The organism is Dyella sp. OK004 (assembly GCF_900114495.1).
GTDB lineage: Bacteria > Pseudomonadota > Gammaproteobacteria > Xanthomonadales > Rhodanobacteraceae > Dyella_D.
The window spans coordinates 346,996-361,462 of sequence record NZ_FOZI01000005.1 but is presented as its reverse complement, the minus strand read 5'-3'; the positions used below and the strand labels follow the sequence as shown (position 1 = coordinate 361,462).

Below are 14,467 nucleotides of genomic sequence, written 5' to 3'. Positions count from 1 at the left end.
CGATCCCATGAACGACTTAGTCCTGACCAACGCCAACATCGTGCTCAACGACCGCGTGCTGCACGGCACGCTGATCGCCCGCAACGGCTTTATCCGCCTGATCGACGAAGGCGCCACCCAGGCGCCGGGCGCCATCGACTGCGAGGGCGACTACGTCATCCCCGGCCTGATCGAGCTGCACACCGATAACCTGGAAAAGCATCTGATGCCACGAGCGGGTGTGCTGTGGCCATCGCTGCCGGCCGTGCTCACGCACGATGCGCAAGTCGTCGCCGCCGGCATCACCACTGTGTTCGACGCGCTCTCCGTCGGCGACCTCGAAGAGGAAAGCGTGCGCATCGAAACCTTGCGCAGCACCTATGACGCCATCCTCGCCGGTCAGAACAGCGGCGCCCTGCGCGCCGACCACTGGATCCACCTGCGCTGCGAACTCGCCTACCCGCGCCTGATCGAAGCGCTGGAACCGCTGATGCGCCACAGCAGCGTACGCCTGATTTCGCTGATGGATCACACACCCGGCCAGCGCCAGTACCGCGACATCCAGCAGTACCGCAAGTACTACAGCAAGAATCACACAAGCTGGACCGAGCACGAATTTGACAACGTCGTGAAGCAGCGCGTCGAACAACAGGCCACCTACAGCGCGCGTCACGAGAAAGCCGTACTGGCGATGGTGGAAGGCCAGGACATCGTGCTCGCCAGCCACGACGACACCGACACCACCCAGGTCGAACACGCCCACCGCATCGGCGTCAGCATTTCCGAATTCCCCACCACCCGCGAAGCCGCCGACGCCGCACGCAAACTCGGCCTAACCACCGTCATGGGCGCACCCAACGTCGTACGCGGCGGCTCCCACTCCGGCAACGTCGCCGCACTGACCCTGGCCGAAGCCGGCAGCCTCGACATGCTCTCCTCCGACTACGTCCCCGCCAGCCTCCTGCACGGCGCCTTCCTGCTACACACACAAGCCGGCTGGTCCATGCCACGCGCCATCGCCACCGTCTCCTCCAACCCAGCCCGCGCGCTCGGCTTCAAAGACCGCGGCGAACTGAAAACCGGCCTGCGCGCCGACCTCGTACGCATGCATACCGTCGACGGCTTACCCATCGTGCGCAACGTGTGGGTGAGCGGCAATCGGTCGTTCTGAGTCGCTTCGCAAAAGCATCGCGCACAGGGTGCGCTCTTACCGCGCGCTGTCGATGCGAAGCGAGCCCGTAACGGGTCCTCTTTGCGGCGAGGGCTGGACGGAAAGGCTTCGAAGAAAATCATCCCGACGCCTGACACTGGAAAAGGCGTAGCTACGAAGCGCACGGTCCGCTCTTCAGGCCATTTCTCTTTGGTTACTTTCTCTTTGGGCCAGCAAAGAGAAAGTGACCCGGACCGCGGCAGCGGTTCGGAAGCCCGCCGCAGGCGAGCCCGGGCACGCAGACGCGACAACCGAGCGACAACGCCACTGGATTCCGGCCTTCGCCGGAATGACGAGTAGGGAGCATGCCCACTCTTGCCCACATGACAAGATAAGAATTATTATCATCTAGATCCAACGCACCAGCACGCCACGTCGCCCCCCCGTCGACCCAGCCGCTCCCTCCCCTTCGATGCCTCCCGCCAAGAGCCATCGCACCAAGGAAGCCCTGTGGCCGGCCACATGCCTACCCGTCGACGTTCCCGTTTTGCCCCTCAAACGCTTCATCGCAACCTGCTGGTGCTGTCGTGCCTGCTGTCGTTCTCCGCCCTCGCCACCGAGCAACCCACGGCCGAAGACAACGACGCCGTGAACAAGCACCGCAATGCGACGAAAGCGGAACACGTCACCAACCTGGAAGGCGTCGTCGCGACCGCCAACATCGATCGCAACAGCACGGAAGGCACCGGCTCGTACACCACACCGGTCGCCAGCGGCGCCACACGACTGCCACTGTCGCTACGCGAAACACCGCAATCGGTGAGCGTAATCACCCGCACACAGATGGATGACTTCGGCCTCACCAGCGTCAACGACGTGCTCGCGCGCAGCACCGGCATCAACGTGGAGAAGATCGAAACCGACCGCACCTACTACACCGCGCGCGGCTTCGACATCACCAACTTCCTCACCGACGGCCTCGGCCTGCCCTTCGCCAACGGCCAGCAGGAAGGCGATATCGATACCGCCATCTACGACCATATCGAAGTGCTGCGCGGCGCCAACGGCCTGCTCTCCTTCACGGGCAACCCGTCGGCCACCATCAACTTCGTGCGCAAGCGGCCCACGGCGGATCTGCAAGGCAGCGTGAGCGCCACGGTGGGCAGTTGGAACCATCGCCGCCTCGACGGCGATCTCTCCGGTCCGCTCAACAAGTCGGCCAGCGTTCGCGGCCGCCTGGTGCTCGCCGATCAGGACAGCGACAGCTATCTGGATCGCTACTCCATGCGCAAAAAGATCGCCGCCGGCATGCTGGAAGCGGATCTTGGCGCCAACACCTTGCTCTCCGCCGGCCTCACCTGGCAGAAGAATTCGCCGCGCAACCCGATGTGGGGCGCACTGCCGCTGTACAACACCGACGGTACGCCGACCGACTACCGGCGTTCCACCAGCACCTCGACGGATTGGGCGCACTGGAATTCCACCAACACGCAGTCGTTCCTGGCGCTGTCGCACGACTTCGGCAGCGGCTGGAATCTCAAGGCAGCGCTCAACTATCGCCGCCTCACCAACAACAGCGAACTGTTCTACGTCTACGGCACGCCCGATGTGGCGACCGGACTCGGCCTGTACAGCTATCCCTCGCGCTACACCAGCACCGAGAAGCAGTACTACGCCGACCTCTATGCCAGCGGGCCATTCACCCTCGCCGGCCGCGAACATCAGCTGGTGCTCGGTGTAAACGCGGGCAAGAGCGATGTGGATCAACTCTCCGGCTACTCCGCTGATATCGGTACGCCGTTGCCCAGCCTGTGGGCCTGGACCGGCAACTACCCCAAGCCTTCGTTCGATGCCTCGTTCCAGGGTGCGCAGTTCCATATCCGCCGCCGCAGCGCGTACGCCACTGCGCGCTGGAATCTCACCGATGAGCTCAAGCTCATCACCGGCACCAGCCTCACCCATATCCGCAGCACTGGCCAGAACTACGGTGTGCCGAGCGCCTACGAGAAAACCAAGTCCACTCCGTTCGCCGGTGCGGTGTACGACCTCAACGCGCATTACTCGCTGTACGCCAGCTACGCCAAGATCTTCAACCCGCAGACGCAGGTGGACATCAGCAATCGCGTGCTCGACCCAGTCACCGGCGACAACGTGGAGGCCGGCATCAAGGGCGCATGGATGAACCAGCGCCTCAACGCCTCGTTCGCCGTGTTCCGCTCACGCCAGAACAACTACGCCGAATCGATGGGTATCAACCCAACCACTGGGCAGAGCTACTATCGCGGCATCAATGCCACCTCCACCGGCTACGAGTTCGACGTCGCCGGCAGCCTCACACCGAACTGGGAAGCGAGTGCCGGCTACACCCAGCTGCGCATCGAAGACCCACAGGAACACAGCGTGCGCACCTATGTACCGCGCCGCACGCTGCGCCTCACCACCACCTATCGCATGCCGTGGATTCCCGGACTCAAAGTAGGCGGCACGCTGCGCTGGCAGGACCAGATCGTGCGCGACCAGGGCGTCCTGGATACGCAGGGCCGCGAGATCTATACCCGCCAGGGCAGCTACGCCCTGCTCGGGCTGATGGCGAACTACGACTTCAGCCCATCATGGAGCGCCACGCTCAACGCCGACAACCTCACCAACCGCAAATACATCACCAGTCTGTATTGGGCGCAGGGTTACTACGGCGCGCCGACGAACTGGCAATTGAACGTGACCTACCGGTTCTAAGGCGCGGATACCCATGGCCCTGCTCGCCACGCTGTTCTGCATTGCCGGCACGCTGCTGTTGTATCTCGCCAGCCCGCAGCAGCGGCTACGCACCACACCGCTGCCGGCTTATGCGCGCTGGTCGGCGGTGACATGTGTGGCGGGTGGGTTGGCCGCATGGATCGATGCGGCCGGAGTCGGTCCGGGCATCATGGCGGCGCTCACGACATTGATGATTGGCTGCGTGGTGTTGCCGTATCTGGCATGGCGCGTCCCCCCGCCACGCGAACGCGGGGCGGATCGATGATCGCGCGCTGCCTCGCCGGCACGCTGGCCGGCTTTCCGTTGTCAGGACTGCTACTGGCCCTCGTGCTGCACTGGCTTCCCGACCACGGCCAGACCTGGCTGATCCCCGTATTGCTGTTGTTTTTCCCGCTATGGGCCGGGGTGATGATCGGCAGCTATTTATTCCGCAACGGCACGCGTGCCTGGCTCACGCTGGGCGCGGCCAATGCGCTGATCTTCGCCTTGCTGTGGCTCTCGCGCCACCTCGCCGCCGGCTGAGCGCATCGATGAAATCCTCCACCATCCGCACCTTCCAGACCGTACACACCTGGACCGGCCTGCTCGCCGGTTTCGCGCTGTTCGTCGCTTTCTACGCCGGCGCACTCACCGTGTTCCATCACGACATCGCGCTATGGCAGAACCCACCCTGGCGCAGCACGCCCGCCAAAGAAGTCCCGCTGCAAACACTGATCGACCGACTGCTGCAGACCCACCCCAAGGCCGGCACGGACTTCGGCGTGGTGCTTCCGCCGCCAGTCACCTCGCAGGCGCCCTACGTGTACTGGAACGATGGCGAGGCCCACTTCGCCACTGCCGACGCACTGGAACACCCCACCGACGACGAAGGCGCCACGCGCGGCAACCTCGCGGACTTCGTCTATGCACTGCACGATTCGCTCGGCATTCCGGTGGTCGGCCTGTACCTGATGGGCATCGTCAGCGTGATCTATGGCCTCGCGTTGATATCCGGCCTGCTGATCCATCTGCCGCAATTGCTCGGCGACCTGTTCGCGCTACGCCCCGGCCGCAACCTCAAGCGGCTATGGCAAGACGCCCACAACGTCATCGGCGTACTCAGCCTGCCGTTCCACATCATCTTCGCCGTCACCGGCGCCCTGATGTGCCTGTTCGTACCGCTGTTCGCCGCCCTCAACCTGATCGCTTTCGACGGCAAGCTCAACGACGCCTTCGCCAAAGCCATCGCCACCGCTCCCATCGTCGAAGCCAGCGGCCACAGCGCACCCACGTTGCCGGTAGATGAGCTCGTCGCATGCGCCAGAGCCGCCGCCCTCGCCACCGGCGTCACCACCTTCGAACCCGACTACATCCACTTCGACCACTACGGCGATGCCAACGCCCTGGTGCAAGTGCGAGGCCTCTCCCAACACACCATCGGCACCTACGGCACCATCGCCCTGCGCGGCGCCACCGGCGAAGTGCTGGAAAAACACGTCGGCGATACCCACAGCACCAACGGCCTCACCAACGCCTCCATCTACGCCCTGCACTTCGGCAGCTTCGGCGGCCGCGCCTTGCAATGGCTCTACTTCATCCTCGGCCTCGCCTGCGCCTTCCTGTTCTACTCCGGCAACCTGCTGTGGATCGAATCGCGCCGCAAACGCAGACAGCCAGAGCAACCACTCAAGACACTGGTGATGGCCAGAGCCACACTAGGCGTGTGCATCGGCACCTGCCTCGGCATCGCCGCCGCCTTTGCCGCCACCGCCATCGCAGACAGCGCAGGCATCCATCCCGCCCCACTACAAAACGCCGCATGCTACGGCAGCGCAGCACTCGCCATCGCCTACACCTGCCTGCGCCCCATCACCCGCGCCGCCAGCGAACTGCTGCTGATCACCGCCGCCGCCTACATAGCCGTGGCCAGCTTCGACCTCATCCGCAACACAGCCGCATGGTCCACCCCATGGACACCGCAAACCCTTGCCGTATTCAGCGTAGACCTCACCGGCATCGCCCTGGGTGTCGGCTTCGCGTGGCTTGCGCGGGCAAGTAGAAAGCGTGCGTTGCAGGGAGACGCGAATAGCGTGTGGGCGGATAACACATAGCGTCGCGATGTGAGTGTCGAGGCTGGCTGACCCGACGCCTGACACTGGAAGCTGCGCAGCTACAGAGCCCACCGCCTGCTCTTCAGGCCATTTCTCTTTGGTTACTTTCTCTTTGGTTACTTTCTCTTTGGGCCAGCAAAGAGAAAGTGACCCGAGCCGCGGCAGCGGTTCGGAAGCCCGCGGCAGGCGAGCCCAGTCGCGACAACGCGACAATCGAAGCGACAACGCCACTGGATTCCGGCCTTCGCCGGAATGACGAAGTAGAGAAGTCGTCGCAAGAGCCGACCCCTCTCCCACAGGGCCGGGGAAAGGGCATGTCGTCTAGACAACCTCCCCCGCCTGTCGCCTCCCCGCAGACACCCCGCAATCACCCCTAAACCACCATGCAACCCACGTCGACTGCAATACGCATCGCGTCGTTGACGTGCGCCCGCCTCCCGCGCGCGCCACCCAAAAACATCCACCTCTAAGGCCCGACATGAAGCTGCCCCGCACTCCGCTTTGCCTTGCGCTGTTCGCTCTGTTCCCGCTGCTTGCCCACGCCACCGACGACACCAGCCCGTCTGCCGCCGATGCCAGTGCACCGGCCGCCAAGGACGCCAAGGTATTGGAGACGATCTCGGTAGTCGGCCAGAATGCCACGCGCCAGGTACAGCAGATCGACAAGACTCAGATCGACCAGGCCGTGCCGGGCACCAGCCCGATCCAGATGCTGCAGACCATGCCGGGCGTGCACTTTGCTTCCAACGATCCGTTCGGCACCGACGAATGGTCTTCGCGCATCAGTCTGCGCGGCTTCAACCACACGCAGTTGGGCTACACGCTCGACGGCATTCCGATGGGCAATACCGACTATCACTCGGGCGATGGCCTTAGCGTGACGCGCGCATGGATCAGTGAAAACCTCGCCGAGCTGGAGCTGTCGCAGGGTTCCGGCGCGCTCGGCACCGCCTCCACCAGCAATCTTGGCGGCACCGTGCAACTGTACACCGACAACCCGAGCACCACGCCGGGCGTGCGCGTCAACGCCACCGGTGGCTCTTATGGCTTCAAGCGCGGCTATATCCGCGCCGACACCGGCAGCATCGGCGGCTTCAGCGGTTATATCTCCGGCATGTACGTGGATGCACCGAAGTGGAAAGGCGACGACAGCCAGACCCAGAAGCAGCTCAATACCAAGGCCATGTACGAATGGAGCGGTGGTCGCGTCACCGGCCTGCTCGACGTAGTGCGCCGTATCGAACAGCCCTATCTCGATCTCTCGCTGGATACGCTCAAGCGCTGCGGCTACAAGTTCGACTACCTCGCGCCGGATTGGCAGCGCGCAGTGGATATCGCCAACGGCAAATACAGCGGCTGCGTGCAGACGGCGGACGATACCTATTACAACGGCAACGGTATCCGTAACGACGAGCTGGTGTCGGTGAAGGGCGAGTTCTTCCTCAACGATCGCCTTACCTTGAACGTGCAGCCGTACTACCACCACGATCTGGGCCAGGGTCACTGGTTCGCACCGCTCTCCGACCTGCCCTACACGCCTGCGCCGGGCGACGCGCCGATCGCGCTGCGCCTTTCGCATTACCTGATGACGCGCGGCGGCATGGTCAACTCGCTCTCGTACGACCTGGGCAGTCATCATCTCGAAGGTGGCTTCTGGTTTGAGGACAGCCACTACACCATCGCGCGCAGCTTCCAACCGAACCCACTGTCCGGCCTGATCGATCAGGACCAGACCTACGATACGTACTACCACGCCAAATTCCGCCAGCGCTTCAAAACGCTGACCCGCCAGTGGTACCTGCAAGACAGCTGGTCGCTGATGAATGATGCGCTGCGCATCGACTACGGCTTCAAGGGCCACAACGTCACCACCAATGCCGTGGCCCTGTTGCCCGGTCGCGCCAGCGGTGCATTGACCGCCCAGAGCGATTTTCTGCCTCAGATCGGCGCCAACTACAAATTCGGCAATGGCTGGGAAACCTTTGCGTCGTTCTCGATGAATCAGAACGCGTTCGAGCCTGGCGCCAATGGCGCATGGTCGTCGGATCAGAAAACCTTCGACAGCCTGCGTGGCACGCTGCGTCCGGAACGCTCCAGCAACAGCGAGCTGGGCCTGCGCTACGTCGACCACACCATCCAGTCCTCGCTGGCGCTGTACAACATCGACTTCAAGAACCGCCTGCTGGTAATCGTGCCCTGCGCCGGCGTGGTGAGCTGCCCCAACCAGATCGCCAACGTGGGCAAGGTCAACTCCAAGGGCGTGGAGTTCACCTTTGTGTGGCAGCCGACCGAATCGCTGCGCTGGTTCAACTCAGCCACCTACAACGATGCCAAGTACAAGGACAACTACCTCGATAACGGCGCGCTGATTCCGGCCAAGGGCAAAACCGTGGTCGACTCGCCCAAGCAGATGTTCGCCAGCGAAGTTTCGTACAAGTTCGGTGACTTTCGCGCGACCCTCGGCACCAAGTACACCGGCGCCCGCTACTACACCTTCGTCAACGACCAGCGCATCGCCGGCTTCTGGCTGTGGGACGCTGGCCTGTCGTGGGAGCGCAAGAACGTCGGCTTCGCCAAGAACCTCAAGGTGTCGTTGAACGTGAGCAACCTGCTCAACAAGAAATACATCGCCACCATCGACAGCAACGGCTTCACCAACAGCGATCCCACTGGCACGTTCCAGTCGCTGCTGGTCGGTTCGCCGCGACAGGGCTTCCTGTCGGTGGATATGGCGTTCTGACGCATCTTGCGGAGCCCCGGCGCGGCCGGGGCTCCATTGATGTCGCCTATCTTTCTTATCCATTTAATCAATTTTCAATCGCCTTTATCGAGGCATAGGCTCCGTCAGGGCGGCTTATCGAGATGAAGGGGACGCATGCGGCCGCCCATCCGGCATCCACTCATGGGAGAGCCACATGAAACGTGCAACCGTCAGACAGGGTCGGCAACTTGCGTTGTCGATGGCAGTGATGCTCGTTGTGTCCGGATCTGTGCAGGGATGGCAGGCCGATCCACCAAGCAAGAAACCACCGCCTAGTAGTTACGCCTCGGTCAATGAACCCGACTTCGCAACCACTATGTCGCGCATGTCGAACGCCAAGGCCGGCATCATGCAGCGGCAGAAGAGCTTGCTGCAGGAGCGCTACGATCTCTCCGACAAACCCGCCAAGGGCGTCACCATGTCCCGCGGCAAGCCGATCCAGGAAGGCGTGCGCGTCAAGTTGAAGTCCGGCAGCAGTTGGCAGCAACTGGCCGGGATGACGCCGGAGGAAATCAAGAACAAGGATCTGTTCCCCGCAGGCTTCATGCCGCTGCCGCATCCCAATCATCCGGAAGGCGGCATGCTGTTTCCGCACTTCGAGATCGAACGGATCAAGCAACAGGACAACCGCGACCTGACCCGCTTCGATCTGGATTTCGATCTGCCGGACCCGTTCCTGCCGGAATTCCCGCAGGGCATCTATCTCACCACCCGCCCCGACCTGGGCGATGTCTCCAAGGGCAAGCTCGTTACGCTCGACAACTACTACGAGCTGTTCAATGGCCTGCTCAATCCCAAGCAGTTGGACGGCCTGCGCCTATTACTGACGCCATTTCCGCAGCAGCAGTTCAACGCCACCGCCGATCGCCGCTCCGTACGCCCGAGCCAGGGTGTGGCCTGTTTCGACTGCCACGCCAATGGCAGCACCAACGGCGCCACGCATCTGGTTGGCGATATCCGTCCGCAGGAGTTTCGTCACCGCATTGAAACGCCCACGCTACGCGGCGTGAACATCCAGCGACTGTTCGGTTCGCAACGCGCGCTGAAAACGGTGGAAGACTTCACCGAGTTCGAGCAACGCGCCGCTTACTTCGATGGCGATCCGGTGATCGCAACCAAGAAGGGGTTGAACATTCTCGATCGCGGCAGCCAGGTACACGACATGGCCGAGTTCGAGGAGCTGCTCGATTTTCCGCCCGCACCCAAACTGGGCTGGGACGGCAAACTCGATCCCGCGAAAGCCACCGAGGAAGAAATGCGCGGACAGGCGGTGTTCTTCGGCAAGGGCCAATGCAGCAGTTGCCATACGCCGCCCTACTACACCGACAACAGCATGCATAACCTGCAGGCGGAGCGTTTCTTCAAACCGCGCATGATCAACGGCATGATGGCAACCGCCGACGGACCGATCAAAACCTTTCCACTGCGCGGCATCAAAGATACGCCGCCCTATATGCATGACGGGCGTTTGCTCACGCTCAACGACACCGTGGAGTATTTCAACCTGGTGCTCGGCACCAAACTCAGCGATCAGGAGAAGCAGGATCTGGTCGCGTTCATGCGGCAGCTCTGAAAGCCACCCTTTGTAGGAGCGCACCCTGTGCGCGATTGGGTGCTTGGCAAGGCGCCTTTCCGAGCACCCAATCGCGCACAGGGTGCGCTCCTACAAGTTCAATTCAATGTTTTGCGGCGTCTTCGGCAGGCAACGCATAAGCAACCAGCGCATCGCCCATCCTGGTTCCCAGCGAACCATGTCCACCGGCCATAATCACCACGTACTGGCGGCCGGTCTTGTCCGAGACATAACTCATCGGCGTAGCCTGCCCGCCGGCGGGGAGACGCGACTCCCACAGCTTTTTACCAGTACGCACGTCGTAAGCGCGCAGGTAGTCATCCAGCGAAGCACCCATGAAAGCAACACCGCCGCCGGTGGTGATCAACCCGCCCAGGCTGGGCACGCCGAGCGGCAAAGGGATCGGCAGCGGTGCGTTATCCACTACCGTGCCGTTCTTATGCATCCACACTTTCCGCATCATCTTCAAATCGACCGCGGCGACGTAACCCCACGGCGGCGCTTGGCAGGGAATACCTAGTGGTGAGAGCAGCGGTGTGAGTTCGACTGCAAACGGCGTGCCGGTCATCGGCTGCAAACCATGTTCGCTGCCGGTGCCTCCCTTCTTGGCCATCTTGGCCTCTTCCTGGCTGCGCGTGTACAGCTTCGACACGAACGCCATGTAGTTGGGATTGCCGATGATCAACTGCCGCGCAGGATCAACCGCAACACCGCCCCAGTCGAACACACCGTAGTTGCCCGGATACACCAGCGAGCCCTGCTCCGATGGCGGCGTAAAGATGCCGTCATAGCGCAGGCGCTTGAACTTGATCCGGCACATCAGCTGATCGAAAGGATTGGTGCCCCACATGTCGCTTTCGCGCAGGACGCGCTCCGGCTTGAAGCTCAGCTCGGAGAACGGCTGCGTCGGTGAAGTGTGGTCGCCTTCGGCAGCGCCTTGCGGCACCGGCTTCTCGGGTGCCGGCACCAGCAGCTTGCCGTCGCGGCGATCCAGCACATAGATATCGCCGCGCTTGGTCGATGCCACCAATGCCGGCGTCTTGCCGTTGGAGGTATCGATATCGACCAGGCTGGGCTGCCCGCCGATATCCATGTCCCACAGATCGTGATGCACCGTCTGATAGACCCAGCGCAGTTTGCCGGTGGCGATATCCAGCGCCACGATGGCGCTATTGAAACGCTCGCCTTCGGGATAGCGGTCGCCACCCCACATATCCGGCGTCTGGTTGCCCATCGGGATGTAGACCAGGCCCAGCTTCTCGTCGACGCTGGACACGCTCCACGAGTTGGGCGAATTGCGCTTGTAGGTTTGACCCGGCTGCAGTGGCGCGGTCTCGCTGGGAGCGGCCGCATCCCAGTTCCACAGCAACCGCCCTGTGGTGATGTCGTAACCGCGGATCACACCGGAAGGTTCGTCGGTGGAGTCGTTGTCGGTCACGCCGGCCGAGACAATCAACACATGGCGCGTCACCACCGGTGGCGACGTTGGATTGAGAAAACCACGCTGGGTCATCGACATGCCCTGGTACAGACCGATCGCGCCGTGATTGCCGAAGTCCGTGCACGGCTCGCCGTTATCGGCATTGATGGCGACGATGGTGGCATCGGCCGTCGGCGCGAAGATGCGGCGCGGACAACTGTCGAAATGGATCGACTCCGCCGCCACCGCGCCCTTCGGTGTCGGCTTGGGCGGCTCGGGCAAACTGTTCGCCGCCGAACCATCGGCCGCCGCCTTCATCGCATAGGCACCCGAGTCGTAGTAGGCGACACCGCGGCAAATCATGTGCTGATAGTTCTTCGCATCGCGGTTGATCTTCGGATCGAAGCGCCATAGCTCCTTGCCGCTATCCGGATCCAAAGCGATCACGATGTTGTGCGGCGTGCAGATATAGAGTTTGCCGTTGGCTTTGAGCGGCGTGACCTCATTGGCGATCTCGCTCGGATCATCCGGTCCCTTCAGGTCACCGGTGTGGAACGTCCAGGCCACCTGCAACTTCGCGACATTGGCCGGTGTGATCTGCGCGGCCGGTGCAAAGCGATTGCCGTAGCCGGAACGGCCATAGGCCGGCCAATCACCGGGCGGCGTACCCGTGTCATCCGACACGGCAGCGGCCGCCATGCTTGCCTCAGGCACTTCGCCCTTCAGCGTGTAGTAGTCGGTGAAGTACGCCAGCACGCCAATCACCGCGGTAACACCCATCGCGCCCCACAACAGCCACGTGCGATCCGCCCAGCGCAGCGCCGGCCGCGCATCCGTCACCACCAGGCGACGCGACACCCACGGCAGCAACAACCACAGACCCAGCGCCAGCCACACTGCCACGCGCGGCACCAGCTGCCACCAATCGAAGCGCACCTCCCACACCGACCACAGCACCGTGCCGAGCAACACCAGAGCGTAAACACCCAGCGCCAATCGCCTCCCGTGCCATGCAAGCCAGCCGGTAAACACCACGGCCAAGCCCGCCATCAGGTAGTACGGTGAACCGCCATAGCGCAGCAGCCACGCGCCACCGATCACGAGCAACAAACCCAGCAGGATGAACAATCCAGCGGTGATCCAAAGCGATGCGGCCGGCCGCGATGTGCTGCTCATAAGCTCCCTCGTCGATACTCCAGCACCATGCATGGTTGTCGACAGATTGTCGGCATTTCGTGACGCCGAGGGCCATCCGCGAAGTCTTAAACGACCGCGGGCCGGCAAAAGCCGGCCCGCGGAATTCGTCGAATGGTGCCCCCGATACGATTCGTACGTACGACCTTCCCCTTAGGAGGAACAAGGCATGGGGAGAACTGATGCGATATGTCGGCGCAAATGAGACCAACCACCTGCGCATCAGGATGCCTGACGAAGCCCTTCCATCGTGATGGTGACTGGCTCAAATGGCTTGCACTTTGCTGCCGCCCCTCGCCAGCTATGGATAGCGCGCTCCTGGTCGTCACAATATCTCAGGCCGGAAAAGAACTCGCCTGTAAAGGGCTCAGTGTCGTGGAACATCGAACACTCGAACTCCATCAACCCATGCTCACAAAGATCTGCCATGAGTAGGGCGAATGATTTTGGCGTGAACACCCAGCAATGAATATCGTGGTATGCCCCCTCACTTGACTGCTTGGCGCATACCATGGCGTGCTGAAGAGTGTGATGCCTTTCAAGATCGGCTTCTAGCAAATTGGTCGACCAGGCTTTGTAACAGTCGACCTTGGCGACGTTGACGACGTACTCGAGAACACGATGAGCCAGCGGTACACGGGCATTCATCAAGTGCGCATAAGCGACGTCCTCAATGCGCGAATCTGCGCGCAGAAAATCGAATGTGAAGCGTCTATCGGGAATGATCAGGCGTAACTCACCCATCTGATCAAGGATAGACCGAACCTCTCTTAGCCATCCGATAAGGTTTGGCACATGCTCAATAACGTGACAGGCGACCACACACTGCACTCTTTGCGGAATGATTTGTGACAGTGATTGATCGCCCCAAACGGCATCCACTTGCACAATGGCGTCGACATCAACATTGGGGTCATTGACATAATGCTTTCTTAAAGCAGCTTGGTCATCGTGATCAACATAAATGACCTGACCGTCCTCACGCTTGATCATGGGATGGCATAGAGCGCCTATTTCAACGCTCACGACATGCGCAATATCAATCCCTTGTAGCAGCTTGCCTCTTCTATCCATTGCCCGCCCCCGTGAATAAGCGGTCCCAGGGTGGGGTAACACTTACTTGCTGTCAATCAATACCCAATCTATGCCCAGGAGGACGATGCGCCCTAGGTATCTCCGGGGCTTAGATCAAATGATCCTGAAGTGAGTCTGATGTTTATGCCGTTCACAAAAATGATGCCGACGGCACCTCCTGCGACAAACGCAATTGATGAACGTATTACCGAACAGCTAGATGTGATTCCCGAAGCCAAACACCACACCGTTGAACACCTGATCGATCACGCAGTTAGTGAAAGTAGAGAAACCGGTGCCACTGCTCCGCTATTGAAGCAGCTGATCATTGCCGTGTTGAAAATGACGTAGGAAGCGCCCGAGCCGAGCACGATGAGATTGATGCCCTGGGCTGAACTGACCATTGCGAGTGTAACGCCTCGACGTGTCGGGATACGATGGGCCATGCCGACTACGCGACCACGGAGAA

At 61.7% G+C, this 14,467-nt stretch carries 10 protein-coding genes; 8 read left to right on the top strand and 2 right to left on the bottom strand.

The features are described from left to right. The first annotated feature begins 7 nt into the window (after positions 1-7). From BM338_RS19785 to BM338_RS19755, 7 genes are all read left to right on the top strand, one after another. Positions 8-1,150, top strand: coding sequence for an alpha-D-ribose 1-methylphosphonate 5-triphosphate diphosphatase (locus BM338_RS19785; RefSeq protein WP_090454086.1), 1,143 nt, complete (start codon positions 8-10; stop codon positions 1,148-1,150). Between the two features lie 501 nt (positions 1,151-1,651). Beyond that, entirely contained in the window at positions 1,652-3,865 is a 2,214-nt protein-coding gene (locus BM338_RS19780) for a TonB-dependent siderophore receptor (protein ID WP_090454217.1), read from the top strand. Between the two features lie 13 nt (positions 3,866-3,878). Continuing rightward, positions 3,879-4,151: a hypothetical protein gene (locus BM338_RS19775; protein WP_090454084.1), complete on the top strand. Its 273-nt coding sequence runs from the start codon at positions 3,879-3,881 to the stop codon at positions 4,149-4,151. Further along, positions 4,148-4,408 carry a hypothetical protein gene (locus tag BM338_RS19770; protein ID WP_090454082.1) on the top strand — a complete coding sequence of 87 codons (261 nt, stop codon included), beginning with the start codon at positions 4,148-4,150 and terminating at the stop codon, positions 4,406-4,408. The genes BM338_RS19775 and BM338_RS19770 overlap by 4 nt, the downstream gene beginning before the upstream one ends. 8 nt (positions 4,409-4,416) lie before the next feature. After that, positions 4,417-5,976 carry a PepSY-associated TM helix domain-containing protein gene (locus BM338_RS19765; RefSeq protein WP_090454080.1) on the top strand — a complete coding sequence of 520 codons (1,560 nt, stop codon included), beginning with the start codon at positions 4,417-4,419 and terminating at the stop codon, positions 5,974-5,976. Positions 5,977-6,454: 478 nt separating this feature from the next. Further along, a complete protein-coding gene (locus BM338_RS19760) occupies positions 6,455-8,716 on the top strand; it encodes a TonB-dependent receptor (protein WP_090454078.1) in 2,262 nt (753 codons plus the stop codon). A gap of 175 nt (positions 8,717-8,891) precedes the next feature. After that, on the top strand, positions 8,892-10,310 hold the full coding sequence (locus tag BM338_RS19755; RefSeq protein WP_090454075.1) for a cytochrome B6: 1,419 nt from the start codon (positions 8,892-8,894) through the stop codon (positions 10,308-10,310). A 103-nt stretch (positions 10,311-10,413) separates the two neighbouring features. Here BM338_RS19755 and BM338_RS19750 read toward each other — a convergent pair whose 3' ends face one another. Together BM338_RS19750 and BM338_RS19745 are read right to left on the bottom strand one after the other, a co-directional pair. Then, on the bottom strand, positions 10,414-12,906 hold the full coding sequence (locus BM338_RS19750) for a membrane-bound PQQ-dependent dehydrogenase, glucose/quinate/shikimate family (protein WP_090454073.1): 2,493 nt from the start codon (positions 12,904-12,906) through the stop codon (positions 10,414-10,416). Positions 12,907-13,146: 240 nt separating this feature from the next. Beyond that, positions 13,147-13,998: a class I SAM-dependent methyltransferase gene (locus BM338_RS19745; RefSeq protein WP_143109354.1), complete on the bottom strand. Its 852-nt coding sequence runs from the start codon at positions 13,996-13,998 to the stop codon at positions 13,147-13,149. Positions 13,999-14,127: 129 nt separating this feature from the next. On the opposite strand from BM338_RS19745, the gene BM338_RS19740 reads away from it, so the two are divergent. Next, complete coding sequence (locus BM338_RS19740; RefSeq protein WP_143109353.1) at positions 14,128-14,349, top strand: hypothetical protein; 222 nt, start codon at positions 14,128-14,130, stop codon at positions 14,347-14,349. Positions 14,350-14,467: the final 118 nt, after the last annotated feature.